The 22,250-nt window shown below is 63.3% G+C and carries 26 protein-coding genes; 15 read left to right on the forward strand and 11 right to left on the reverse strand.

The genetic code is table 11. From position 1 onward, the window contains the following. Positions 1 to 89: 89 nt before the first annotated feature. Together EV191_RS25595 and EV191_RS25600 are read right to left on the reverse strand one after the other, a co-directional pair. Entirely contained in the window at positions 90 to 377 is a 288-nt protein-coding gene (locus EV191_RS25595; RefSeq protein ID WP_132880147.1) for a hypothetical protein, read from the reverse strand. Beyond that, on the reverse strand, positions 377 to 595 hold the full coding sequence (locus tag EV191_RS25600) for a helix-turn-helix domain-containing protein (RefSeq protein WP_243659232.1): 219 nt from the start codon (positions 593 to 595) through the stop codon (positions 377 to 379). The genes EV191_RS25595 and EV191_RS25600 overlap by 1 nt, the downstream gene beginning before the upstream one ends. 137 nt (positions 596 to 732) lie before the next feature. On the opposite strand from EV191_RS25600, the gene EV191_RS25605 reads away from it, so the two are divergent. The 3 genes from EV191_RS25605 to EV191_RS25615 all read left to right on the forward strand — a co-directional run bounded on the left by EV191_RS25605 (position 733) and on the right by EV191_RS25615 (position 3,771). Beyond that, positions 733 to 1,101, forward strand: coding sequence for a GntR family transcriptional regulator (locus tag EV191_RS25605; protein WP_132880149.1), 369 nt, complete (start codon positions 733 to 735; stop codon positions 1,099 to 1,101). Between the two features lie 229 nt (positions 1,102 to 1,330). After that, positions 1,331 to 2,560, forward strand: coding sequence for an NsdA family TPR-like regulatory protein (locus EV191_RS25610; RefSeq protein WP_132880150.1), 1,230 nt, complete (start codon positions 1,331 to 1,333; stop codon positions 2,558 to 2,560). Between the two features lie 491 nt (positions 2,561 to 3,051). Continuing rightward, complete coding sequence (locus tag EV191_RS25615) at positions 3,052 to 3,771, forward strand: Pr6Pr family membrane protein (RefSeq protein WP_132880152.1); 720 nt, start codon at positions 3,052 to 3,054, stop codon at positions 3,769 to 3,771. Here the strand turns inward: EV191_RS25615 and EV191_RS25620 are convergent. After that, positions 3,749 to 4,588, reverse strand: a complete 840-nt coding sequence (locus tag EV191_RS25620) for an IclR family transcriptional regulator (RefSeq protein ID WP_132880153.1) — start codon at positions 4,586 to 4,588, stop codon at positions 3,749 to 3,751. The genes EV191_RS25615 and EV191_RS25620 overlap by 23 nt on opposite strands. A gap of 516 nt (positions 4,589 to 5,104) precedes the next feature. On the opposite strand from EV191_RS25620, the gene EV191_RS25625 reads away from it, so the two are divergent. The 11 genes from EV191_RS25625 (at position 5,105) to EV191_RS25675 (ending at position 16,185) form a co-directional block, all read left to right on the forward strand. Beyond that, positions 5,105 to 6,688, forward strand: a complete 1,584-nt coding sequence (locus tag EV191_RS25625) for an ABC transporter substrate-binding protein (RefSeq protein ID WP_132880155.1) — start codon at positions 5,105 to 5,107, stop codon at positions 6,686 to 6,688. Between the two features lie 42 nt (positions 6,689 to 6,730). After that, on the forward strand, positions 6,731 to 7,228 hold the full coding sequence (locus EV191_RS25630; protein ID WP_132880157.1) for a MaoC family dehydratase: 498 nt from the start codon (positions 6,731 to 6,733) through the stop codon (positions 7,226 to 7,228). A 10-nt stretch (positions 7,229 to 7,238) separates the two neighbouring features. Then, positions 7,239 to 7,733, forward strand: a complete 495-nt coding sequence (locus EV191_RS25635; RefSeq protein ID WP_341539640.1) for a MaoC family dehydratase — start codon at positions 7,239 to 7,241, stop codon at positions 7,731 to 7,733. Further along, the gene (locus EV191_RS25640; protein ID WP_132880160.1) at positions 7,733 to 8,686 is read left to right on the forward strand and encodes an HpcH/HpaI aldolase/citrate lyase family protein; all 954 of its coding nucleotides are present in this window, start codon (positions 7,733 to 7,735) and stop codon (positions 8,684 to 8,686) included. The genes EV191_RS25635 and EV191_RS25640 overlap by 1 nt, the downstream gene beginning before the upstream one ends. After that, a complete protein-coding gene (locus tag EV191_RS25645) occupies positions 8,680 to 9,879 on the forward strand; it encodes a CaiB/BaiF CoA transferase family protein (protein ID WP_132880161.1) in 1,200 nt (399 codons plus the stop codon). The genes EV191_RS25640 and EV191_RS25645 overlap by 7 nt, the downstream gene beginning before the upstream one ends. Then, on the forward strand, positions 9,876 to 11,246 hold the full coding sequence (locus tag EV191_RS25650) for an MmgE/PrpD family protein (RefSeq protein WP_132880163.1): 1,371 nt from the start codon (positions 9,876 to 9,878) through the stop codon (positions 11,244 to 11,246). Before EV191_RS25645 ends, EV191_RS25650 begins: the two co-directional genes overlap by 4 nt. Then, positions 11,239 to 12,411: an acyl-CoA dehydrogenase family protein gene (locus tag EV191_RS25655; protein ID WP_132880165.1), complete on the forward strand. Its 1,173-nt coding sequence runs from the start codon at positions 11,239 to 11,241 to the stop codon at positions 12,409 to 12,411. The genes EV191_RS25650 and EV191_RS25655 overlap by 8 nt, the downstream gene beginning before the upstream one ends. Positions 12,412 to 12,492: 81 nt before the next feature. Continuing rightward, positions 12,493 to 13,437: an ABC transporter permease gene (locus tag EV191_RS25660; RefSeq protein WP_132880167.1), complete on the forward strand. Its 945-nt coding sequence runs from the start codon at positions 12,493 to 12,495 to the stop codon at positions 13,435 to 13,437. 9 nt (positions 13,438 to 13,446) lie between these two features. Continuing rightward, a complete protein-coding gene (locus tag EV191_RS25665) occupies positions 13,447 to 14,334 on the forward strand; it encodes an ABC transporter permease (protein ID WP_132880168.1) in 888 nt (295 codons plus the stop codon). 2 nt (positions 14,335 to 14,336) lie between these two features. Continuing rightward, on the forward strand, positions 14,337 to 15,359 hold the full coding sequence (locus EV191_RS25670) for an ABC transporter ATP-binding protein (protein WP_132880170.1): 1,023 nt from the start codon (positions 14,337 to 14,339) through the stop codon (positions 15,357 to 15,359). Further along, a complete protein-coding gene (locus EV191_RS25675) occupies positions 15,352 to 16,185 on the forward strand; it encodes an ATP-binding cassette domain-containing protein (RefSeq protein ID WP_132880171.1) in 834 nt (277 codons plus the stop codon). The genes EV191_RS25670 and EV191_RS25675 overlap by 8 nt, the downstream gene beginning before the upstream one ends. 8 nt (positions 16,186 to 16,193) lie before the next feature. Here the strand turns inward: EV191_RS25675 and EV191_RS25680 are convergent, their stop codons facing one another. The 4 genes from EV191_RS25680 to EV191_RS25695 are packed head-to-tail and all read right to left on the reverse strand — an operon-like array spanning position 16,194 to position 17,801. After that, positions 16,194 to 16,763 carry a dihydrofolate reductase family protein gene (locus EV191_RS25680; RefSeq protein ID WP_132880173.1) on the reverse strand — a complete coding sequence of 190 codons (570 nt, stop codon included), beginning with the start codon at positions 16,761 to 16,763 and terminating at the stop codon, positions 16,194 to 16,196. Between the two features lie 41 nt (positions 16,764 to 16,804). Beyond that, complete coding sequence (locus EV191_RS25685; RefSeq protein ID WP_207894709.1) at positions 16,805 to 17,386, reverse strand: TetR/AcrR family transcriptional regulator; 582 nt, start codon at positions 17,384 to 17,386, stop codon at positions 16,805 to 16,807. Then, on the reverse strand, positions 17,383 to 17,562 hold the full coding sequence (locus EV191_RS25690; RefSeq protein WP_132880175.1) for an SRPBCC family protein: 180 nt from the start codon (positions 17,560 to 17,562) through the stop codon (positions 17,383 to 17,385). Before EV191_RS25690 ends, EV191_RS25685 begins: the two co-directional genes overlap by 4 nt. Before the next feature lie 50 nt (positions 17,563 to 17,612). After that, entirely contained in the window at positions 17,613 to 17,801 is a 189-nt protein-coding gene (locus EV191_RS25695; RefSeq protein WP_132880176.1) for an SRPBCC family protein, read from the reverse strand. Between the two features lie 176 nt (positions 17,802 to 17,977). Between EV191_RS25695 and EV191_RS25700 the strand changes: the two genes are divergently transcribed. Continuing rightward, positions 17,978 to 18,499, forward strand: a complete 522-nt coding sequence (locus EV191_RS25700; RefSeq protein ID WP_243659234.1) for an SRPBCC family protein — start codon at positions 17,978 to 17,980, stop codon at positions 18,497 to 18,499. Here EV191_RS25700 and EV191_RS25705 read toward each other — a convergent pair. Genes EV191_RS25705 through EV191_RS25720 form a run of 4 tightly spaced genes read right to left on the reverse strand, consistent with a single transcriptional unit; the run spans position 18,468 to position 22,238 of the window. Then, positions 18,468 to 19,565: an ABC transporter substrate-binding protein gene (locus tag EV191_RS25705; RefSeq protein ID WP_132880179.1), complete on the reverse strand. Its 1,098-nt coding sequence runs from the start codon at positions 19,563 to 19,565 to the stop codon at positions 18,468 to 18,470. The two genes, EV191_RS25700 and EV191_RS25705, sit on opposite strands and share 32 nt — an antisense overlap. Before the next feature lie 30 nt (positions 19,566 to 19,595). Next, on the reverse strand, positions 19,596 to 20,408 hold the full coding sequence (locus EV191_RS25710; protein WP_132880181.1) for an ABC transporter permease: 813 nt from the start codon (positions 20,406 to 20,408) through the stop codon (positions 19,596 to 19,598). Then, positions 20,408 to 21,238, reverse strand: coding sequence for an ABC transporter ATP-binding protein (locus EV191_RS25715; protein ID WP_132880183.1), 831 nt, complete (start codon positions 21,236 to 21,238; stop codon positions 20,408 to 20,410). The genes EV191_RS25710 and EV191_RS25715 overlap by 1 nt, the downstream gene beginning before the upstream one ends. A gap of 4 nt (positions 21,239 to 21,242) precedes the next feature. Beyond that, complete coding sequence (locus EV191_RS25720) at positions 21,243 to 22,238, reverse strand: dipeptidase (protein WP_132880184.1); 996 nt, start codon at positions 22,236 to 22,238, stop codon at positions 21,243 to 21,245. Between the last annotated feature and the right edge of the window lie 12 nt (positions 22,239 to 22,250).

The following is a 22,250-nucleotide window of genomic DNA, read 5'->3' on the forward strand; positions in this document are numbered from 1 at the left end:
CCGGGAAAACCACACCGACCGCTCACGACCCGACGCAGCCACACCCGGACGCGACAACCCCAAACACGTCAACTCCGACAACGCACTCATCACGCAGCCTCCTGGGTTCCCGGCGCACCAGCGCCAAACGTGGAACGCGGGTCACGCAGCCGCCCAAACGGTCCTGACCGCGTGACCCGCCGACAAGAAACCCCCACACCGACCTCCGCGATCAACCGGTCGATCTCCTCGCGCTCCGCACGCACCGCGTCCTCATGCCGATCCTCAGCGAGCGCAGAGTCCATAGAGGCCGCCAGAAACTCGACACGCTCCCGCCGCCGGGACTTCGACACATCACCCGCAGCCGCCCAGAACGCGCGCACATCACGAGGCGACATCACGCAACCTCGCCATCCACCGACGCGGACCCAACCGCGCCACAGGAACTGACGAACGCATTCGCCGCGTCACCAGGCACCCGCAACGCGCCCTTCCCCGCCCCGAGCTTCAGCGCCTGCAGCCGACCCGACTCAATCGCCCGGTAGATCGTCGCAACAGAGACATCCAACGCCTCCGCGATCGCCCCCACCCGATACATCCGACCACTCTCAAACATCCGTGCTCCTGCTTCCTTGAGATCTGTGCGTCAACTGCGACATCAGAAACGTAAACCAAGTCAGTTAGGTCTGTCAACAAACTTGACAAAGTATGTGTGCTGGCACGCCTGACAGACCTGTATGTACCCTTGATGACATGGGAAAACTCAACCCGAACAGCTCTGAGCCGCCCTACCTGCAAGTGGCGGACGATGTGATCCGGTCGATTCGTGCGGGCGAGTACAAGCCTGGTGGCCAGCTCCCGTCGTATAGCCAGCTCGCCAAGAACTACGGCGTTGCCGTAGGGACCGTGCGCAGTGCACTGGACCTACTGCGAGAACGCTCTGTGATCGTGACGCGGCAAGGAACCGGGACCTCTGTTCATCCGGGTCTCGACCCGGCATCTCTTCCGCGGTCTGTCGGCCGTTCCGGTCAGACTGGCGAGATGACCGAAGTTCTGCGGTTGCTGAATGAGATCCGTGACCGACTAGGGGTCCTTGAGGAACGTTTTCCGCCGCGTACCTAGTTGACTTCCCTGGGAGCTGGTGATGGTCACCGACCCCGTTCGTCCGGATCGCTTGTTGTTCTGCCATGTCTCAAGAATCGACCCGTTTGACCAGGAAAAACAGTGATGAGAACGGTGCGACACCGGTGACACGGTGATATCCGTGCGTCACCGGTTCATCACGTCGCATCGCCACCCCAAAGCTGCCACACTGGATGCTGGGGGTCCGTAGACCACGGAGGGAACGCCGATGAGCAGTGAGCTACCAGCCTGGGCGCGTCGTATCCGCTCGATGCGAGAGGCGCGTGGATGGTCGCAGGTTGAGGCTGCTAGCCATATGCGCTCACATACTGATAAGGAATTGCCGGCAGGCGATAATCTCACCCGTCGCTGGAAAGACTGGGAGCTAGGAAAGAGTGCACCGAGCAAGTTCTATGCCCCCATTCTTGCGGCGACCCTAGGAACGGTCACAACTGCACTGTTTCCGCCGGAGAAGCGCCACAGTGAACTCGATGTGCTCGGATCGACGGGAATGGAAACGCTGGAGATTGTGAGCCGACTACAAGCGTCTGACGTCAATGATGCGACGCTTGATGCTGTTCGAATCACGGTCGAGAAGCTGTGCTCCGAATATGCGAGGCAGCGACCGGATGAACTAATTTCAGAAGGTCGGCAATGGCTACGGCGTCTCGTCGAGATGCAAGAACAGCGACTTTCGTTTCGGCAGCGGCGGGATACGCTCGAGCTTGCCGGCTGGCTGGCCCTTCTTGTTGGCTGCCTTGAGTATGACCTCGGTCGGCGTGATGCTGCAGAAGCGACTCGGCGGTCCGCACTTAGCCTGGGCAATGAAGTCGGCAGTGGGGGGATCATGGGATGGGCGCATGAAATGCGCGCATGGTTCTCGCTGACTTCGGGCGATTATCGCGGCGTCCTGTCGGCAGCGCAGGCCGGACAGGACGTTTCTGGAAACCACAGCGTGTCCGTTCAGCTCATCGCCCAGGAAGCAAAAGCACTGTCTCGTATGGGTAAGACCGATGAGATGAACCGAGCCCTGGAGCGCGGGCGCATGCGGCTCGAATCGATGCCATATCCAGAAAACGTCGAGAACCATTTTGTCGTCGACCCATCCAAGTTCGACTTTTACGCCATGGATTGTCACCGGTATATCGGTGACAATCGCATCGCGCGCGAGCTCTCAGAAGAAGTAATCCGGGCGAGCAAGAGCTTCGATGACCGGGAGCGGTGGCCGATGCGGATTGCAGAAGCCCAGGTCACGCTGGGCGTAGTGGCCGCGCGCGAAGGTGACCTGGATGAGGCCGTTGCGCAAGGGCGGCGGGCGATCGGAGCTTCCCGGCAGTCACGTCCATCGCTGGCCTTCGTTGCCCAGGATCTAGCTACAGTCCTGCACGAGCGCTACGACGGCGAGCCGGAGGCGGAAGCTTATCTCGAAGAGCTTCAGGCGCTCCGTCGTCCCGCATAAGCGAGAGGGTCACAGAAAGGCGCTGAGTTGGCCTCTGCGGCGCTGGCGGCGTCGCGTTGGGGTTTCTCGGCGACTGTCAAGCTAGCCTGGGAAAGGCACGCGCGAAGCCGCGTATGGGCCAGTCTGCGGCTCACCTGTCGCGTTGCAGTTCTCGTTGCAGTTCGTATACGTCCGTGGTCCCTCAGATCTTGCTGATCTTGCACTTTTGGCTACGCGGGAGCGGTCCGTACGCCGCTGGACGGCCGTTCGAGGAGCTGAAAAGCGGAAGGTCGACGGTTCGAACCCGTCCCTGGCCACTTCTACACAAGTCTTCTCGCTGCGAGTACGGCTTCGCCTGCTGACTTTCTCGCGTGGCATCAATTCCTGTCCGATTGTCACGGACGCCGGTTATTCACTCACCCTGCGCCGTCGAATCATGCGGGCTAGGCTGCTGTTGTTGGCCGGCCGCGGCGACGTGCCTGCGGAAAGTTCGCTTCGAAGGGCTGAGTGTTGTGACTGGTGCGCCCCAAGTCGCGGCACGACGTCCAGCCGCAGCCACATTGTCGCGGTGTCTGCACGCTCTCATCGCGGCGGTCATCGTGGTGGCACTCGTCATCCAGCTCGCGCTGGTCTTCATGGGCGGCGGCGGGGCCGGCGCGCCGCTTACCGACGGTTCGACCAGCGTCGCGGTCCGGCTCTGGCGAATGTTCAGCTTCTTCACCATCCAGAGCAACCTGCTCGTGCTGGCCACCGCCGTGATCTTGATGTGGCGTCCGGCCCACGACGGTCGTTTCTGGCGGGTCCTGCGCCTCGATGCCATGCTCGGCATCCTGATCACGGGACTGGTCTTCGCGATCGTGCTGGCTCCGCAGATCCACCTCACCGGATGGGATCTGGTCGCCAGTACCGGGTTCCACTACATCGTGCCCTGGGGCGCCCTTGCCGCCTGGCTGTTCTTCGGCCCGCGACCCCGGATCAGCTGGGGAACCGTGGCCGCCGCTTTCCTCTGGCCGGTTCTCTGGCTGAGCTACATCTTCATCCAGGGCGTCTTCACTCGCTGGTATCCCTACCCCTTCCTGGACGTCACCACGATCGGCTTCGGCACGGCGCTGCGCAACGTCACTCTGGTACTCATCCTCGCCGCCGCGCTCGCCGGGATCCTCAAGTTCCTCGACTATCGGCTTCCCGCGCTACCGCGTGCCGCGAACGTCAATCGCGCAGGGCGTCACTGATCTCCCGCGCGGTATCCCGCACCAGCTCTCCCCAGTGCGGGATCTGCGCCTCCTCGAACCGGAACTTCGGCACGCTGATGGCTATCGCCGCCACCGGCCGGCCGAACAGGCCCGCCACCGCCGCTCCGATGGCACAGACATCGGGTCTGTTCTCCGCGACGTTGACGGCATAACCGCGCTTTCGATTCTCGGTTACCTCCCGCATGAGCGCTTCCGGATCGTCGAGCGTCTGGTTGGTGAGTTTCTTGAGGGGGCGAGCCAGTATGGAGCGCACCTCGTCATCGGACAACATGGCCAGCCATGCCTTCCCGCTCGAGGTTGCGTGCAACGGTGCGCTCGAGCCGATCGGGTTGTAGGTTCGCACCGCTTGGGGCGAGTCCACGCGCTCGATCAGCACCACCTGCGAGCCGTTGTCACCGATGACGAAATGAATCGTTTCGCGCGTCTGCTCGCCCAGCCGCTGCAAGAACGGCAGTGCCACATCCCGCAGCCGGCGGGAAGACTCGTTGTGCCGCACAATCGTGAACAGGCGCGGTCCTAGCCGCCAGCGGGTGATCGGGTCCTCCGAGACTTCGGTCCAGCCCTCTTGTTCGAGGGTGCGGAGGAGCCGTTGCATCGTCGATTTTGGCAGTTCCAGCTGCTTGGACAACTCGCCAACGCCTACCGGGCGTTCCTGCTCGGCAAGCTTCTGCAGAATCCGTAAGCCGCGGATCAGGGTCTGCGTGCCGGGCTGCGCGACCTCCTGTTTGGCGCCGCGTTCCGAGTCGGCGATCTTTTCGTTGCCACGTCCGCTCGCTTGCTCGATGTTCTCGGCCACTCATCCCTCCGAGGATTCACTACCTGACGACGATCCGAGATTCCTGATCAGTGGTCGGATAATTACATATCGGAACATCAAACCACTCAACGGAACGGCTCTACTGCGCCCAGAGTAGTGGAACCTGCGCATTACAGGCCCTTAACCGTTCCGGTCTTGACATAGATCCAACGATCCAACATATTAATGATGTGCCGCTGAACAAAACAGCGTCTCATTGTACGGCACAGCATTAAGTGGTCTCGCCGTGCAGTCGCCCTACCGCAGTCAACCGGTCCAAACAGGACACCGCAGCCTTCCATTCAACCGTCGCAGTGTCCACATCGGAACTCAGGCAAGCGGCATGACATGTCGAACCGCCCAGGAATGGGCTGACATACACGGAACGCGTGCACTACGCCTGCTCATGACCTGCCCTCGGCCCGTAGCTCAAGGCGCGGGCGCACGAGGACATCCGCGAGGCGTTGCCACCGGTATTTCGGCACTCCGCAAAGACGCGGAAGGAAAGGAATACACATGAAATCGTATCGGCGTGCTCGACTGCTGCCGGCAGCTATGCTCGCGGTACTGGCACTTGCCCTAGCCGCATGCGGAAGCGCGGGCTCGAGTGGGTCACCGGAAAACGCGATCGACGGCCTTGGGCGGTCGGTAGAACTGGCCGAGAACTTCAACTCGGACGCACATTTCACCTATGTGGGCTCGTACCCTCCTTCGAGTTTTGACCCGAACACGAGTGCATCCGGACTGGACCAGACCTACCTTGCGCCGATCTACGACCGTCTGCTCTACAACTCTCCCAAGGGAGAGCTCGAGCCGATGCTCGCCGAGAGGTTCGAAGTGGAGGGCAGCACCATTGTGCTCACACTGCGTCCGGATCTGACGTTCACCGACGGCGCGCCCTTTGACTCCCATGCGGTAAAGACCAATCTCGACCGCTACATGGCAGATGGCAGCACGCTTCGTCCGGAAGTCGCCCACATCACGGCGGTCTCGGCGCGAGAGCCACTCGTCGTGGAGATCCAGACTGATGGCTCCGTTGGGGCCACGCTCGCGACGCTCTCGGCGCGAGCGGGAATGATGGTCTCTCCCAAGGCGATCGAAGCCGGTGACGTGGAGACGAATCCCGCGGGAATCGGCCCGTATACCGCAACCAGAGTTACGCCAGGCCAGGGAGTTCAGCTGACCAAGACCGATAACTACTGGGAGCCCTCCGTGCAGCGGGTGGCCACTATGGAACTCAAGGGGGTAGGAGAGAACCAGACTCGGCAGAACGCGCTGGCCTCCGGCGAAACCCTTGCCGCTGAGGTCGAAGTTCCCACCATTGACGCACTCGGCGACGCCGCGGAGTTCGTGGTTGGGCCGACGCCACTCGTATACTTCTTTGCGGTCAACACCGCCGAACCGGCCTTCAAGGATCCACGTGTTCTTGAAGCCATCAACCTCGCCATAGATCGATCACGGATCGCGCAGGGCCTGTTCGAAGGAGCATGCGAACCTCAGGTTCAGCTCTGGCCCTCGAACAGCTTCGCCTACAACAAGGACATCGGTGCCGGGCTCGACCGCCTGCCCTACGATCCGGACCGCGCGCGTGATCTGCTCGAGGAGGCTGGCTTCGCCGACGCGCCCAGCGGGTTTGACACGGTGCACACGAACAACACCACGTCGACACAACTCGGTGAGGTGCTGCAAAGTCAGCTGGCTGAGGTTGGTGTGTCGGTGAACCCAGCACCGGTCCCCTCGGGGGGCATCGTGGAGAACTTTGGCATCAGCAAGTCGATGCCGGCTACGCTTTCCGGCTACACCGGAGCTCCGGACCCCGATGCTTTCATTCAGCGCAACCTCACCCTCGAATCGGTCTACAACCCCGGCGGCTGGGAGTCCGAGCAAGTTACGCGACTCTCGGTCGACGGAGCCAAAGCTACGGATCAGGACTCGCGCGCAGAGATCTATCACGAGCTTGCCGAAACTCTGCTCGACGAGCCCTCGCACGTCGTTCCGATCTGCGCGATGAAACGAGTGGTTGGCTTCGATCCTTCCGTGTCCAATCTGCACTCCGGCGGCGACTACCAGGACCTGCGCGGCGTCGCCGTCGCCGAGTAAGCCAGGACGGGAACAACCCGCACCTCGTGAACAGGAGGAGAGTTGAGCACGCAATTCAACGAGTTCCAGCTGTCGAGGAAAGGAAACGCGTTCGAGGACTTCACCGTAGGGCAGGTTTTTGACCACCACTGGGGAAGAACCATCACGGAAGCAGCCGCGGAGTTGTTCTCCGTCAACACATGCAACTGGATACCGCTCTACGTCAATCGCGAGTTCGCGGTGTCCGAAGGGCATCCTGACATCCCAGTGAACCCCGCGTTCCTGCTCTGCCTTTCGGTCGGCATGTCCGTTGAGGACCTCAGTGAGGCTGGCGGCCCCTTTCTGGGGGTGGAGGAGATCGTCTTCCATCACCCGGTCTATCCGGGGTGCACGGTTTACGCGCGCTCCACCGTGCTGGAGACACGCGCCTCCGAAAGTCGTCCCGACTACGGCATCGTGACCTGGCAGACCGCGCTCCGAAATGGGATCAGCGGAGCGACCGTGCTCACCTTCAGCCGCACGAACCTCGTGCGACGGCGGATGCCCGTCCACTCCTCCTGAAAGGTCGATGATGGCGCCTATCAATACGAGTTTCTCTCGCCTGCTGGGCACCCACGGGTGGTACGAGGACTTCGCCGTCGGGCAGAAAATCGAACATGCCCGTGCTTCCACAGTGGATGAACTTGAGGGTTCGTTCATCGCGAAGCAAGCGATGAACACGGCGCAGGGACACTGGAACGAGCACAGCCCGAACCCGCTGGTAAGTGGACGACTCGTTTTTGGCCTGGCCACGGCATCGCTGGTGCTCGGGTTGAGCGCACAGGACACCATGGAACATGCGGTGTCCGAACTCAGCTATGGCCGCTTCCGCTTCCTTGCCCCCGTGCAGCATATGGACACCGTGCGGGCCTACAGCGAGGTTCTGGACAAGAGGGCGCATCCGGAGCGGGCCGATGCCGGCGTGGTCGTCTTCAAACACTACGGCGTTCGGCAGGACGAGGTTGTCGTGTTCGAGGGTGAACGAACCGGCTTGATCAAGAAGCACGCGCATTGGAGCGAGTTCTGATGACCGATTCCGGTACAGTTGTCCAGCCCCGTAGTAGGTTGCGGCGAAGCGAGCTGTCCACTCCCGCTACGAGTATGCGAATGATCGCCAAGGCGGCGGGGAGCAATGCCGACTTGGTGTTCCTCGACCTGGAAGACTCCGTCGCACCCTCGGAGAAAGTCGCGGCGCGCTCCAATGTAGGCGCGGCGCTGAACGAGCTGGACTGGTCGGGCAAGACTCGTGCCTGCAGGGTGAATGGTGTGCAGACCCAGTGGTGTCATGGAGACATCATCGACGTGGTCACCACGGCTGGCGAGAACCTTGACGTGATCATCATCCCGAAGGTTCGGTATCCGCGGGATATCTGGTTCGCCGACGACCTCCTTACCCAGCTCGAAGCCAGCCTCGGCTTGGCGCCCGGGCGCATTGGGCTTGAGGTACTCATCGAAGAGACCGAGGCACTGTCCTGTGTAGAGCAGATCGCGGCCGCCAGTCCCCGGCTGGAGGCACTCATTCTGGGCGTCGGCGATCTTTCCGCCAGTCAGGGTATGCGGACATCGCACATCGGCGGTTCGGACAGCGGTGCCCACGCGTATCCCGGCGATCGCTGGCACTACGCCAGGAACCGGATGATCGTCGCCGCAAGGGCACACGGGATCGATGCGATCGATGGTCCGTTCGCGGGTATCGGCGACCCCGAAGGGTATCGCCGCGAAGCGTCCTGGGCGACAGGGTTGGGGGCAGTAGGGAAATGGTGCATCCATCCCAGCCAGATCGAGATCGCCAATCAGGTTTTCGCGCCTACCTCGGAGGAAATCGAAACGGCGGAAGGCGTGATCGCGGCGATGGCCGAGGCGGAGGCACAGGGACAAGGCGCCGCCAAGCACAACGGAATGATGGTCGACATCGCTTCAGTGCGGATCCACGAAGCGGTGCTTGATCGAGCAGACCTGTGCGGGTTGCGGAAATGTTGAGCAAGACGGGGCCGCTGAAAGGTGTGCGCGTCCTCGATCTCACCGCCATGCTGGCGGGTCCCTACACGACGATGCTGCTGGCTGATCTCGGGGCCGAGGTAGTGAAGGTCGAGCCGCCGGACGGTGATCTGACCCGGTATGCCGGGCCGTTTCGCGCGGACGATACCGAGGACGGCCTTGCCGGCTACTTCCAGTCGGTGAACCGAGGTAAACGGAGCCTGGTGCTGAACCTGCGCGAAGAGCGGTCGCGGCAGCAGCTACTGGATCTGGTTGGCCGTGCGGCGGTGCTCGTGGAGAACTTCTCCGCGGGCGTGATGGAGCGCCTCGGCCTTGGCTATGAAGAGCTGCGCGAGCACAATCCGGCTCTCGTTTACGCCGCGTTGCGCGGCTTCGGCGATCGGCGGTCCGGGGCCAGCCCCTATGCGGACTGGCCAGCGTTCGACGTCGTGGCGCAGGCGATGGGTGGTTATCTCAGCATTACCGGAACCGAGGACGGCACACCAGTGAAGTCGGGCCCGGGGGTGGGAGACATCTTCCCAGGGGCGCTGCTCGCGGTGGGCATCGTGTCCGCGCTGCGACATGCGGAGCGCACCGGTGAGGGGCAGTTTGTGGACGTCGCGATGTATGACGCGATGGTCTCGCTCTCGGAAAGAGCCGTCCATCAATACTCCTACACCGGGGTCAGCCCAGGAACCGTTGGCAATCAGCATCCCCTGCTCTATCCGTTCGGGATCTTCCGTACCGCCGATGGCTGGATAGCGCTGGCAGCCAACCGGGATCACCACTGGCAGCTCACCGCGGCGGCGATGGGCCGGCCGGAACTCGCGGATGATCCGCGCTTCAGCACCAACACGGCTCGTTCGGAGCATCGCGGCGAGCTCGCCCCGATCCTCTCTGGCTGGCTGCGCTCGCAAACCAACGCCGCCCTGGTGACGTTGCTTGGTGGACGCGTGCCGATCGGTCCGGTGCACAGCGCGGCGGACCTGTTCCGGGACCCGCATCTATCGAACCGCCAGATGCTCCTGGCCTTGGAACAGCCCGGTTCCGAGCAACCGGTGACCGTGGCAGGGCAACCGCTGAAGTTCTCCGGGACCCCATACGGCACACCGGAGAGGGCGCCACTGCTCGGCGAGGACTCCTTTCCGGCGGTGCTCGCCGCGTGGTCGGAGGGGAACAGCGAGGAGCAGACATGATCACGGACAACCGGACATCTCCGGTGGACGTCACCCAGCACTTGGCGGAACTCGTCATGACGACCTGGAACCGCCCTCGGACGGACGACGAAGCACTGATCGCGAAATGCGCGCTGCTTGACTGGACTGGTGTCACGGTAGCCGGATACGGCTCCGACATCGTCCGCTCGCTCGCCGCCGCCATCGGGGCACGGACGCCCAGCCGCTCGGAAGCGCCGCACACGATCGCGCGGTTACTGGCCACATCCGGCCATGTCCTGGACTACGACGATGTGCTCTCACCCATTGGCCATCCTGGCAACACGGTCTTTCCGGCAGCGCTCGCGGTGTCAGCTTCGGTAGGGGTGAGCGGTACCGCGCTGATCGACAGCATCGTCGCGGCGATCGAGGTCGAGGCGCGGATCGGCGATCTGCTTGGCGAGGAGCACTATGCACGGGGCTTTCATTCGACGGCGACCATCGGCATCTTCGGTGCGGCCGTTGTTGCCGCGCTCCTGTCTGGAGCGGACCGGGACGACGTGGTCGCATCGATCCGCCTCGCGGCACTCAGTGCCGCCGGCCTGAAGTCGGCATTCGGGTCCTGGGGCAAGAGCCTCCAGGTTGGTCATGCGGTCTCCGAGGGAGTACTGGCAGGCTCCCTTGTCCGGTCCGGAGCTGTCCTCGAACGCGATACCTTCGCTGGTCCCCAGGGATTCCTCGATACCCACCTCGGACAGGCGGACCTCGGCCGGCTGCGCAGTCCCTCCGAATCGGCGCTCGCAGAGCTGATCTTCAAGTACCACGCCTCGTGTTTTGGCACGCATTCGGCAATCGATGGGGCGCTTACGCTCGTCCCGCCCGGTGATCTGGAAAACCTGGTGGCCGTCGAATTGCATATCTCACCTAAGCACGTCGGAATGTGCGATCTGCCCCATGCGAGTACGGCGCTGGAAGCCAAGTTCAGCCTCGCCTATGCCGTCGCGATTGCCTTACGGTTCCGCGCCGTGGACCTGGAGACGCTTACTGACGCCACGGTCGGCGAGCCGGAAGTTCGGCGGCTCGCATCGAAGATCTCCCTGCACGTGGATCGAGGCGGGAGCTTTTCGAGAACCAGAGTCGTAGCCCGGTTCGCTGACGGCACGACGAAGGAAGCGAACGTCGACTCGTTTCAGGCCGCCCGAGGGCGGGATATTGCCGAAGTTCAGTGGCCCCGGCTGATCGACAAAGCGCGCTCTTTGCTGACGCCGTGGCTGCGTCCAGTGGATCAGGAGGCGCTACTCGCCGCCATCGGTGACCTCGAAGCTATGGAATCGATCGAACAGCTGGCGGACACCATGCTCGACCAGCTCGGCGATTCCTCGATAGGAGCGAAGGAAAGCCATGTTTGAGGAACTGACCGCGATTCCCTCGGCACTCACGGATGACCAGCAGGCGCTCCGGAACCTTGCCAGGGAGTTCACCGAGAAGGAAGTCCTCCCCGTTGCCAACGAGCTCGACCCGAGCGGTGGTCAGATCCCGCTCGAACTGCGGGAGAAGATGGCCGAGGTAGGGTTTTTCGGCTTACGGATCCCTGAGGAGTACGGCGGCCTCGGGTTGGGTGCGACCGAGTACTGCATCGTCGCTGAGGAGTTGGCCCGCGGCTGGATGAGCGTGGCAAGCATCCTGGCGCGTGGCAACGGGATGATGGGCAGCCTTTCCGACGAGCAGAAGGCTCGCTGGTACCCCAGGATGGTGCGCGGTGAGCTCCTTGGCGCAACGGCGATCTCGGAACCGGAAGCTGGATCGGATGTCGCGAACATCTCCTGTCGAGCCGTCCGTTCTGGTGACGACTGGGTTATCACCGGAACGAAGATGTGGTGCACCTTCGCCGATGGCGCCGACTACATCACCGTCTTTGCCCGCACCGCCGAGCCGTCCGATCCGGCCAAGCGTCACCAGGGTGTATCCGCCTTCCTGTTTGAGAAGGAACGAGGGTCCTTTCCGGACGGGGTCAGCGGGAACCGGGTGCGCAAGATCGGCTACCGGGGCTGGGACACCTGGGAGCTCTCCTTCGACAATGCCCGAGTGCCGGGCGATGCGCTCATCGGGGCGGAGGGAGTGGCCTTCAAGTACGCCATGCAGGGTCTCGACCTGGCCAGGGCGCATACGGCAGCCCGGTCGATCGGACTGGCACGCGCGGCACTGGAGGATTCGAAGAAGTACATGGGAGAACGTCAGGTATTCGGGGAACCACTGAACAGTTTCCAGTACCTCAGGTTCAAGCTCGCGGAGATGGCGACCGAGATCGAAGCGGCCCGGCAGCTGATGTACTCCGTCTGCCGTCAGATCGACGCGGGGCAGCGGGCGAGCCTTGGAGCTTCGATGGTCAAGCTCTTCGCTTCCGAGATGGCGGAACGGGCGACCAGCTACGGCCTCCAGATCCACGGCGGCGCGGGATACACGACGGATTTCGCGCTCGAACGCCACTGGCGCGACGCACGCCTGACCAAGATTTTCGAAGGCACCAGTGAGATCCAGATGCGCATCATCTCGGATCAGATCCTCGGACGGTGATCCTCCGGATTACCCGTACAGCACCTGGGGAATGCCCAACGGCGAGCACCCACGCGCTGTCACTGAACGAGCTGAGGTCGCATGCTTAGATACACGATCGACAAACTCCTTACCGCTTTCCCACTTCTGGTTCTCGTCGCGCTGGGGACGTTTGGTCTGGTGTTCCTCATGCCGGGGGACGCGGCCGTCACGATCGCGGGCGAGGGCGCGAGCGCAGCGCAGATTCAGACCGTTCGCCAGGACCTCGGCCTCGATCAACCGGTGCTGGTTCAGTTCTGGGATTGGTTCCAAGGTGTGCTCGTCGGCGATTTCGGCACCTCGTACAGCTACAACGCGTCAGTGTCCTATTTGATCACACAGCGGATCGAAGTTACGGTCTCGCTGGTCGTGGTTGGTCTACTCTTCGCTTCGGTGGCTGGCACCGTGATCGGCTTGTTCGCCGGCCTCAACCCTGGTGGACCGTTCGACCGAGTCACCACCCTGCTGGTCACCCTCGGCCTTGCCGCACCCACCTACTGGATCGCGATCGTCTTCATCATCGTGTTCTCGCTACAGCTCGGGTGGTTTGATGCCACGGGGTATGTATCCATCACGGAAAGTCCCGGTGGCTGGCTGCATTCGATACTTCTGCCCGCGGCGGCGGTGTCGGTGACCTCCATCGCGGACGTCTCCCGGCAGGTACGCGCCACCGCCTCCGGCGTGAAGGATCTGGACTTCGTGCGCACCGGGCGCGCGCTGGGCATCCCGCGCAGCGGCATCCTCGTGCGCCATATTGGCAGGAACAGCGGCGTTGCGACGATCACGATCATCGGCCTGCAGGTCGAGCGCCTGATCGGCGCCGCGGTGGTGATCGAGATGCTCTTCGCCATGCCGGGTTTCGGCACGTTACTGGTGAACGCGGTGCTCAATCAGGACCTGCCCGTCATCCAGATCTCTGTGCTGCTCATCGCCTCGGTGGTGATCCTCACCAACCTCGCGGTGGATATCTCCTATGGGCTGATCAATCCCAAGATCCGAACGGGTTAGGGGCGAAGGATGACTCGACGAAGAGGTAGCGCTACATCTGGTGCGACCGCTGGGCTTTTCCGGAGGACGCTGCGGAGGTTCGTTCGCCAGCGGCTTGCGATGGTCGCGCTCGGCCTTCTCGCCCTGCTGCTACTGGTCGCGCTCGTCGCTGACTGGATCATGCCGCACGACCCGAACGCGCAGGACCTTCTCGGCCAGAATGCTCCGCCTAGCGCCACGCACCCGTTGGGTACCGACGACCTCGGGCGGGACATCCTGAGCAGGCTGATCGATGGCACTGGAGTCACCCTGCTCGCGCCGTTCATCGCGGTAGGTGTGGGTGTCCTCATCGGGCTGCCCGTCGGTATGCTCGCCGGATACTTTCGCGGGATCTTCGACTGGCTCTCGACCAGGGTGGCTGACGCGCTGTTCGCGGTGCCAGGAATCCTGCTGGCGATGGCGATCGTGGCGATCAGAGGGCCATCGACCGTCAACGTGATGATTGGGGTCGGCGTCCTCTTCGCGCCACGGGTGTTCCGTGTTATCCGAGCCGAGGTGCTCGCTATTCGTCAAGCGACATTCGTCGACGCGGCACGAACTATCGGCGCCTCGCCCATGCGAATACTTCGGAACAACATCTTACCGAACACGGCAGGGACGCTGATCGTCCAATGCACTGTCCTGTTAGGAATGGGTGTGCTGATCGAGGCGGCGCTCTCGTTCTTCGGCATCGGAGTCCAGCCACCACAAGCGAGCTGGGGTGTTGTGCTCCGTCGCAGTTTTGACTCGCTTACCGAGGCCCCGATGCAATCGATCTATCCAGGGATCGCGATCACGCTGCTGGTCCTGGCCTTCATGTATGTAGGCGACGGCATCCGCGAGTCCATCGGGAAAGAACACCGAGAAGCCGGGTGGTGAGCATGATAACTCGCGCAGGCGGTAACCACGAGAATGGCTACGCGTTGCGGATCGACGACCTCAGCGTCTCAGCGGCCACCGCCGGCGGCGTGGTCGACGTGGTAAGCGGTGTCTCGTTCGATCTCCGCCCGTGCGAGATCACCGCCCTGGCCGGCGAATCCGGCTCGGGAAAGACAGTCACGGCACTTGCTGTGTTGCGCCTACACGATGTGCGGACGCTGCGGATCCGCACGGGACGGATACTCGTCGACGGAGCGGATATGGCGAGTGCCGGCCCGGATGTCCTTCGAAGGATCCGTGGCGAGAAGGTTTCCATGGTGTTCCAGGAACCGATGAACAGCATCGATCCGATGTACACGGTGGGTAGCGCCATCGTCGAGGTGATTCGGGCGCACCAGCGCGTCACCCGCCGCGCTGCGTTGCGGCAGGCCGGCGAGCTGCTCGAGCATGTCGGCGTTCCGGATCCGCGCAACCGGCTCGGAGCCTACCCCTTCGAGCTCAGCGGTGGTCTGCTGCAACGCGTGATGATCGCGATGGCCATTGCCAACCAACCCAGTGTGCTGATCGCCGACGAGCCCACTACGGCGCTTGACGTCACGGTGCAGCAGCAGATCATGCAACTGCTGCGCCGCCTCGCGGATGAAGGGATGAGCATCCTGCTGGTAACCCACGATCTCGCCGTGGTTTCGGAGTACGCGGACACGATCAACGTGATGTATGCGGGGCAGATCGTCGAATCAGGCCCTGTCCGAGAAGTACTGAGCGAACCGGAGCATCCGTATACGGCTGGCCTTGTCGGCGCTGTCCCCGATGTGGCGAACCGGCGCCTCGAGCTCAGCACGATTCCCGGCCGCGTCCCGCCACCGGACGAGTTTCCCGCTGGCTGCCGGTTCGCGCCGCGGTGCTCCTTCGCCGAGGCCGAGTGCGACGCACCCGTCGCACAGCTGTTCCCGCGCGAGGAGCGCCGAGTCCGTTGCGTCCGTCATGCACAGTTGAGTCTTGAAGGTGTTGAGCCGTATGCCTGAATCGGATATCTCCGGCGTGCAGGACGTGACCAGCCCTCGGGTTGTCGCTGAGAACCTGACCAAGGTGTTCGTAACCAAACGAAACGCGTTCGGACTGCCAGCGCGCAGACTCACCGCGGTACGTGGAGTATCTTTCGAACTGCGGCAAGGTGAGATCTATGCGCTGGTCGGTGGGTCTGGATCAGGCAAGTCGACGGTGGCGCGCCTGCTTACCCGACTGGAAAAGTCCGATACGGGACGGGTCCTCGTCAACGGAACCGATTGGACTCTGCTGCGTCGCTCCGCCCTCCAGAAGCAGCGCAGAGCTATGCAGATGGTTTTCCAGAACCCCTATGCCTCCCTCGATCCCACCAGTATGGTCGTCCATCTCGTTGGCGAACCCATGATCATCCACGAGAAGCTTGCAAGGCGTGACCTGGATGCGCGGGTACGTGCCCTGCTCGACGATGTCGGCCTGCCAAGCGACTCGCTTCACAAGTATCCGCACGAGTTCTCTGGCGGGCAGCGACAGCGGCTGGCCATCGCCCGTGCACTCGCGGCCGACCCGGACGTCATCATTGCCGACGAGGCGGTGTCCGCATTGGACGTGTCCAGCCAGGCGAAGGTGTTGAACCTGCTGCTACGACTGCGCCGCGAACGGTCCTTGACCATCCTGTTCATCACCCACGACCTCGGTGTGGTCAGGCAGGTCGCGGACCGGATCGGGGTGTTGAGCGAGGGCGAACTCGTTGAGGAGGCGCAGGCGGATGCGCTCTTCGACGAGCCCACTCACGAGTACACCAGAACCCTGCTGCGGTCGGTCCCCATCATGGGACGATGGCGATGAGAAGGCGGCTAGCTTAGCCGTCCTTTCGGGCGGTAGGTCCGGCCGAAGCTTCGCGGACTGTCCTGGTAGATCTCGACCAGTTCCCAATCGAACCGCCTTCCGCCGGAGACGTCGAAGATCCGAACACCATCGCCGAGAAACACCGGGGCGACGAAGATCTGTAGCTCGTCGATCAGGTCATGTTCCAGCGCTTGCCGGGCGATGTCCGCGCTGATGATCTGTACATCGCGCTCGCCGGCGATCTGTTGAGCGCGTTCGATCGCCTCGGTGATGTGACAGTTCAACGCGGTCACGTTCGGATCGTCTGCCAGTTCCGCCGGACGGTGCGTCAGCACGAACTCGGTTCCCGACCATGCCCCGCCGTACGGCTCGGCGGTCAGCTCGCTGCGTTCGTCCCGCTGAGCCTTCGCCGCGTCGTAACCGGCCCGGCCGGAAATGATCACGGCCACGTCGCCAGCCATCTGTTCGACGGTGCCATCGGCAAGCGGTTCGGCCGCGGACATCCAATCCATGTCATGTCCTGGTCCGGCGATGAAGCCATCGAGCGAGCTGGTGAATCCCCACGCGACTTTGCCCATTTCTGCTCCTTGTCCAGCGCACGGTGTTAGTACTGAGCAGATTAGTCGGGTTGTTGCTCGCGGGTGTTCGCGTAGAGCCCCAGGTAGCGTTCGTGCGCCGCGGTGACCGCGGCCAGATCGCCGGTGGCGAGCAGGTCAAGCAGCAAGCCGCGAACCACGGCCACGCCGAGCCGCGCGTCAGTGTGCGCCGGGTCCGATTGGCCGGTCAACTCGGTGAAAGCCGCGGTGAGCGGCGGGAGCCAGTCGGTGACGGCGCCCCGCAAGAGTGGCTGTGCGAAGGACTTGCCTTGCAGCGCGGCGGCATAGAGCTCGAAGTACAATCGTTCCCCTGCTGCCCGTTCCGGATCGGCAAGTTGCCGCCACCAGGCCCGCGCCGCGGTCAGCTGGTCGCCGTGTTCGGCTGCGACGGCCGCGAACCGGTCCCGCGCGTCGTCATCGATCAGCCGGACTACCGCGAGTAGTACCCCGTCCAGTGAGGCGAAGTGATAGATCAGCATCCGATGACTGGTCCCCGTCGCTTCGGCGAGCGAACGCAGACTCCATCCCGTCGAGCCGTTTTCCGTCATCACCCGCACGACCTCGGCCAGCAGGCGCTGTCGTGGCGCTGATTCGTCCGAGCTCATCCGTCGGCTTCGGCGAGTTGGGCAAACGTCGCGGCCTCCTGGCTGACCATGTGCCGTGCCTTGCGGCCGAGCGCAAGGCGGATCAGGGGCGCCAGCGGTCCCTGCCAGGAGAGCTCAAGGACCAGTCTGGTGCCGGTGCCGTCCTCGTGCACGTCGTGCCTGGCCGTCGTGCGCACCCCGGGCATGCTCGCTTGCCAGGTGAAGGACTGGCCGGGACACCAGGCGGTTACCAGGTAGATCGCCTTCGCCAGACCGGGTTGGGTGACGCGAACCGTGAGCCGGCGCCAGTAGGGCGCTCATCCAACGGCTCGACCTCCGCGAAGGTCGGGAGTAACCGACCCCAGGCTCGCAGGTCGCCGAGGTAGCGCCAGACGGCATCCCGCGAAGCGTCGATTCGGCGCTCAACTCTGATCATGTACCAAATGGTACACGCGAAACCGGGTGCCGGTACGCGCGTTCTTTAGGGATCTTGCGGTTACAAGGTGTAGCTACGGGTGCTAGGCCGATGATTCTTGCCGCGGCACGCCGTCGTTCTGGATGGCACCCTTTCCGCGCCCGCGGGAAGGCCGAGCGAAGAGGAGTGTGCACCCCGTGACCGAGGAGAAGGTGAGCGTTACCCGGACTATCGCCGCGTCCGTGACGCGAGTGTTCGCAGTGTTGGCGGACCCGACGACGCACGCCAGGATCGATGGAACCGGCTGGGTCCAGGAAGCCGTCGACCAGGCACCGCTGACCGAGGTAGGGCAGATCTTCCGGATGGACATGTATCACGCAAACCACCCGAACGGTGACTATCAGGTGGTGAACAAGGTCCACGTGTTCGACGAGCCGCATGCGATCGCCTGGTTGACGGGGGAGGACAAGGGCGGCGGCCGGCTGGAGTTCGGCGGCTGGATCTGGCGTTACGACCTGGCGCCCAACGGTCCACTTGAGACCAACGTCACGCTCAGCTACGAATGGACAGCGGTGCCCCAACACATCCGGGATTACCTCGAGTTCCCGGTATTCGGCCCGGACCATCTCGGCAATTCCCTCGACCACCTGGCCCCGCTCGCCGAATCGACTCCTGCGGCAGGGACCGTTAGCCGCGCCAGTTCGCCGCCTCGCGCTTGACCGCCTCGGGGTCGAAGTCGTTGTAGCGCTCGGCGAGACCGTAATCGACCAGTCCGCTGTTTCGCAGCTCGATCGACTCGTCGACCATGCCATAGCGGGCGAGCTCGTCAACGGTGTGCTGCATCGCGTCATCGTCCTGGACGCCGTACTCGCCGTCCGCGCCCGGGCCGCCGGTGACATCCAGCCGGCGGGTGAGGATCTCCACCGCCTGTTTGCGGGCCGCATCCTCATCCGCCGCGGCCGGTTTGGACTGCGGGAACTCGGCCCAGTGCATCTGGATCGCGGTCTCCGGGTTCTCCTTGGCGAACACCATCGACTTGAAGAAGGCGCGCGCCATTCCGACAACGCGGTCGGGTTCGTTCTCGATGCTCTCCTTGCGTACCACGAGTGCCGAGGTTCCGGTGAGCTCGTTGAGTGGGGTTTCCAGCTCGCGCAGTTCGGAACCGAGCAGATCGCCGATCACCACGTTCGGTCCGTCGTAGCCAGCGTAGGCGTCAATCTCCTTGCCGCGCATCGCTTCGGCGGCCTGTGCGCCGTATCCGACGGGTAGGTACTCGACGTCGCTTTCCGGATCGAGGCCAGCCTCGGTCAGCACGCCCTTGGCGTAGAGGTTGCTGATGGAAGCGAGTGTGCTCGAGCCGACCGTCCTGCCGCGTAGATCCTCGACCGTCTTAATAGGACTGCCTTCGGGTACGACGATGCGGAAGATGTTGCCGTTGGTGAAACCGACAACCGCAAGGCCATCGTCCTGTCCAGCGGCCGAAACCACTGCGTTCACCGATGCGTAGGTCATAAAGGACTGTCCGGTCGCCACTGACTGTACCGCGGACAGCGCCGTATCGACGGGCTGAATGGTGACGTCCAGTTCCTCGTCGTCGAAGTATCCCGCCCGTAGCGGTACCGAGGTGTAGGAAGCGGTGGTCGCGGTGAGCGATTTGTCCGGGACGGCGAAGATCTGCCCACCGGCCGCCGAGTCGCCGCCCGTTCCGCAGGCAGCCACCGTAAACATGGTCAGCGCGGCCGTTCCGATACCAACTAACCGCCTACGTGCAGTGGAGATGGTCATGGTAACTCCTCGAATGCCTACCGCCGTGAGTCAGCGGTTGCGGCGTACCAGCCGCTCGGTCAAGGTCAACAGGCCGTAGAAGGTGAGTCCGACGATGGACAACACGATGAGTGCCGCATACGTCGCCGCCACCTCTCCGGTCGTGGTGAATTGCTGGATGGCATAACCGATCCCGGTGCGCGAAGCGACGAACTCGCCGACGATGGCGCCGATCAACGCGAGTACCGCGGCGCTGTTGAGCGCGGGAAAGATGAAGGCAAGGGCGTTCGGGATCCGCAGGTGCCGCAGTTCCTGCCATTTGCTCGCGCGTAGCGACCGGAACAGGTTCACCTCGTCGTCACTGACCTCGGTCAGTCCGGCCATGGTGTTGGTGAGAACCGGGAAGAAGGCCAGCAGCGCGGCGAGAACTACCTTCGGCGCCAGGTCGTAGCCGAAGATCGCGACGATCAGCGGGGCGATCGCCACCTTGGGAAACGTCTGGGAGACAAGGATGTACGGGTAGACCGCGTTGCGCACGATCGGGGAGTAGGCGAACGCGGAGCCAATCACCAGTGCGGCCGCAACGGCGAGAAGGAATCCGAATACGGTCTCCTGGACGGTCGCGGACAGATGCGGCCACAGCGTGCCATCGGAGACCATCTGACCAAGCGCGGCGAGTACATCAACCGGCGGCGCCAGCAACAGCGGTGATACCGCGCCGGAGGTGGCAAGCACCTGCCAGCCGGTCACGATCACGATGAAGATCAGCACCGCGAGCACCGCGGACTTGGTGCCGGCGCTGCTCCGCGAGCGCGACGGCCGGGCCGTTTCACCCGTGTCCGGGGCGACTACCGGGGTGGCCATCAGTGCTCACCTCCGGCTTCGCCAAGGCGTGCTTCGTCGAGTACGGCACGGATATGTCGAATGGTGTCGTAGAACTCGGGGGCATTGCGCAGGCTTCGCTCGCGTGGGCGGGGCAGGATCACCGGAACGGTGGCATGGATTCGACCGGGGCGCGCGCTCATCACCACGACGTGATCGGAAAGGAAGACCGCCTCGGAGATGCTGTGCGTGACGAACACGACCGTCTTCGGCTCGTGCTGCCAGACTCGTAGCAGCTCGTCGTTCAGGTCTTCGCGGGTGAACTCGTCAAGCGCGCCAAAGGGTTCATCCATGAGCAGTAACGAAGGCTGGGTGATGAGCGAGCGGGCGATGGCTACCCGCTGTTCCATGCCACCGGAAAGTTCCTTCGGGTAGTGCTTCTCGAATCCGGCCAAGCCCATCATGGCAAGCAGTTCACGAGCTCGCGTTTCGCCATCGGCTGGCCGGCCGCCGTCGAGATCGAGTGGCAGGCAGATGTTGTCCAGCACGTTGCGCCAGCGCAGCAGGGTCGGTTTCTGGAAGGCCACGCCGATCTGGGGCAGTGGCTCGACGACCGTGTCCCCGTCGATGGCGATGGTCCCGCTGGACGGCGTGAGTAGGCCGGCGATCATCTTGAGTAGCGTCGACTTACCGCAACCGCTAGGGCCGATCAGCGAGACGAACTGCCCAGCCTCGATGTCTATGTCTACTTCGGATAACGCGGATACGCGCTGGCGTTTCCCTTCGAAAACCTTGGACACCGTGCGCGCGGTGATCGCGGACGGCTCGGTGGTATCTCGCCGCGAACCGTTCGCGAGTGTGCGGGTCGCCATCCGGTCACTCCTCTTCGAGTTGTTGATTGCCGGGTTTCGGCAGCACCTCGGTGTAGAACCGCATCCAGTTGCCGCCCATCACCGCGGACACCGACTGGTCGTCGAAGCCGTACCTGCGGAGCGCTTCCGCCTTGGCAGGAAACGCCGTGGTGTCAGGGAACCACGGCAGCGGTGGCTGCTTGCCCGGATTCGTCGCGGACCCTGCGCCGTACTGCGGTCGCATGCTCCATCGGCCTTGGCGCATCCACTGCAGATGTTCGAAGGTCACCTTCCGGCCAAGGTCCGTGCCGATCCCGACATGGTCAAGACCGATCAGCTCGACGGTCTTCGCGACCATCTCCGCCCATGCGTCAATGCTCTCGGCGTACGGGCCGGAAATATTGCGATACCCGGACACGCCAAGCATCCCGCCGCGCGCGGCCAGCTCGGTCAACACGTCATCGGGCTTGTTACGCGCATGCGGCACCAGTGAAGCGGCATTCGCATGGGTGATCGCGACCGGTACCGCGGAGTGCTCGATGGCTTCGAGACTGGTTCGATTGCCGACATGCGACAGATCGATCGCCATGCCGACCCGGTTCATCTCGGCAACTACCTCGCGCCCGAACCGGGTGAGGCCACTGTCCGGATCGTCGTAGCAGCTGGCGCCAATATCGTTCTGGATATTGTAGGTCAACTGTCCAACGCGGACTCCGAGGTCGGCGAACAACTCGACGAACCGGATACGGCCGGCGAGAAACGCGCTGTTCTGGAAGCCGAGCAGGATCGCGGTCCTGCCTTCGGCCGCGATTCGCCCGATATCCGCGGCGGTCCGCGCGATACCGATGAGATCGGCGTTCTCCCTTTCGAGTTCACGCCAGGCGGCGAGCGAATCCATTGATTCCAGCGCATCGCCCCAGTAACCGCAGGTCACCGTGACGCAGCTGAGGCCACCATCCCTCAGCTCGGTGAACACCTCGCGGTCAAATTCACTGCATTCGAGTCCGTCGACGTAGTGCACCAGGTTCTCCTT

This window comes from Tamaricihabitans halophyticus, from assembly GCF_004340875.1.
GTDB classification, from domain to species: Bacteria; Actinomycetota; Actinomycetes; order Mycobacteriales; family Pseudonocardiaceae; genus Tamaricihabitans; species Tamaricihabitans halophyticus.

What these genes read in the sequence shown, in the direction of transcription:
- EV191_RS25715 (WP_132880183.1), bottom strand. Translation starts at nt 21,238, where the DNA reads ATGGCGACCCGCACACTCGCGAACGGTTCGCGGCGAGATACCACCGAG.
- EV191_RS25605 (WP_132880149.1), top strand. Translation starts at nt 733, where the DNA reads ATGGGAAAACTCAACCCGAACAGCTCTGAGCCGCCCTACCTGCAAGTG.
- EV191_RS25705 (WP_132880179.1), bottom strand. Translation starts at nt 19,565, where the DNA reads ATGACCATCTCCACTGCACGTAGGCGGTTAGTTGGTATCGGAACGGCC.
- EV191_RS25625 (WP_132880155.1), top strand. Translation starts at nt 5,105, where the DNA reads ATGAAATCGTATCGGCGTGCTCGACTGCTGCCGGCAGCTATGCTCGCG.
- EV191_RS25645 (WP_132880161.1), top strand. Translation starts at nt 8,680, where the DNA reads ATGTTGAGCAAGACGGGGCCGCTGAAAGGTGTGCGCGTCCTCGATCTC.
- EV191_RS25650 (WP_132880163.1), top strand. Translation starts at nt 9,876, where the DNA reads ATGATCACGGACAACCGGACATCTCCGGTGGACGTCACCCAGCACTTG.
- EV191_RS25600 (WP_243659232.1), bottom strand. Translation starts at nt 595, where the DNA reads ATGTTTGAGAGTGGTCGGATGTATCGGGTGGGGGCGATCGCGGAGGCG.
- EV191_RS25610 (WP_132880150.1), top strand. Translation starts at nt 1,331, where the DNA reads ATGAGCAGTGAGCTACCAGCCTGGGCGCGTCGTATCCGCTCGATGCGA.
- EV191_RS25660 (WP_132880167.1), top strand. Translation starts at nt 12,493, where the DNA reads ATGCTTAGATACACGATCGACAAACTCCTTACCGCTTTCCCACTTCTG.
- EV191_RS25680 (WP_132880173.1), bottom strand. Translation starts at nt 16,763, where the DNA reads ATGGGCAAAGTCGCGTGGGGATTCACCAGCTCGCTCGATGGCTTCATC.
- EV191_RS25595 (WP_132880147.1), bottom strand. Translation starts at nt 377, where the DNA reads ATGTCGCCTCGTGATGTGCGCGCGTTCTGGGCGGCTGCGGGTGATGTG.
- EV191_RS25710 (WP_132880181.1), bottom strand. Translation starts at nt 20,408, where the DNA reads ATGGCCACCCCGGTAGTCGCCCCGGACACGGGTGAAACGGCCCGGCCG.
- EV191_RS25670 (WP_132880170.1), top strand. Translation starts at nt 14,337, where the DNA reads ATGATAACTCGCGCAGGCGGTAACCACGAGAATGGCTACGCGTTGCGG.
- EV191_RS25675 (WP_132880171.1), top strand. Translation starts at nt 15,352, where the DNA reads ATGCCTGAATCGGATATCTCCGGCGTGCAGGACGTGACCAGCCCTCGG.
- EV191_RS25695 (WP_132880176.1), bottom strand. Translation starts at nt 17,801, where the DNA reads ATGATCAGAGTTGAGCGCCGAATCGACGCTTCGCGGGATGCCGTCTGG.
- EV191_RS25635 (WP_341539640.1), top strand. Translation starts at nt 7,239, where the DNA reads ATGGCGCCTATCAATACGAGTTTCTCTCGCCTGCTGGGCACCCACGGG.
- EV191_RS25640 (WP_132880160.1), top strand. Translation starts at nt 7,733, where the DNA reads ATGACCGATTCCGGTACAGTTGTCCAGCCCCGTAGTAGGTTGCGGCGA.
- EV191_RS25655 (WP_132880165.1), top strand. Translation starts at nt 11,239, where the DNA reads ATGTTTGAGGAACTGACCGCGATTCCCTCGGCACTCACGGATGACCAG.
- EV191_RS25665 (WP_132880168.1), top strand. Translation starts at nt 13,447, where the DNA reads ATGACTCGACGAAGAGGTAGCGCTACATCTGGTGCGACCGCTGGGCTT.
- EV191_RS25685 (WP_207894709.1), bottom strand. Translation starts at nt 17,386, where the DNA reads ATGAGCTCGGACGAATCAGCGCCACGACAGCGCCTGCTGGCCGAGGTC.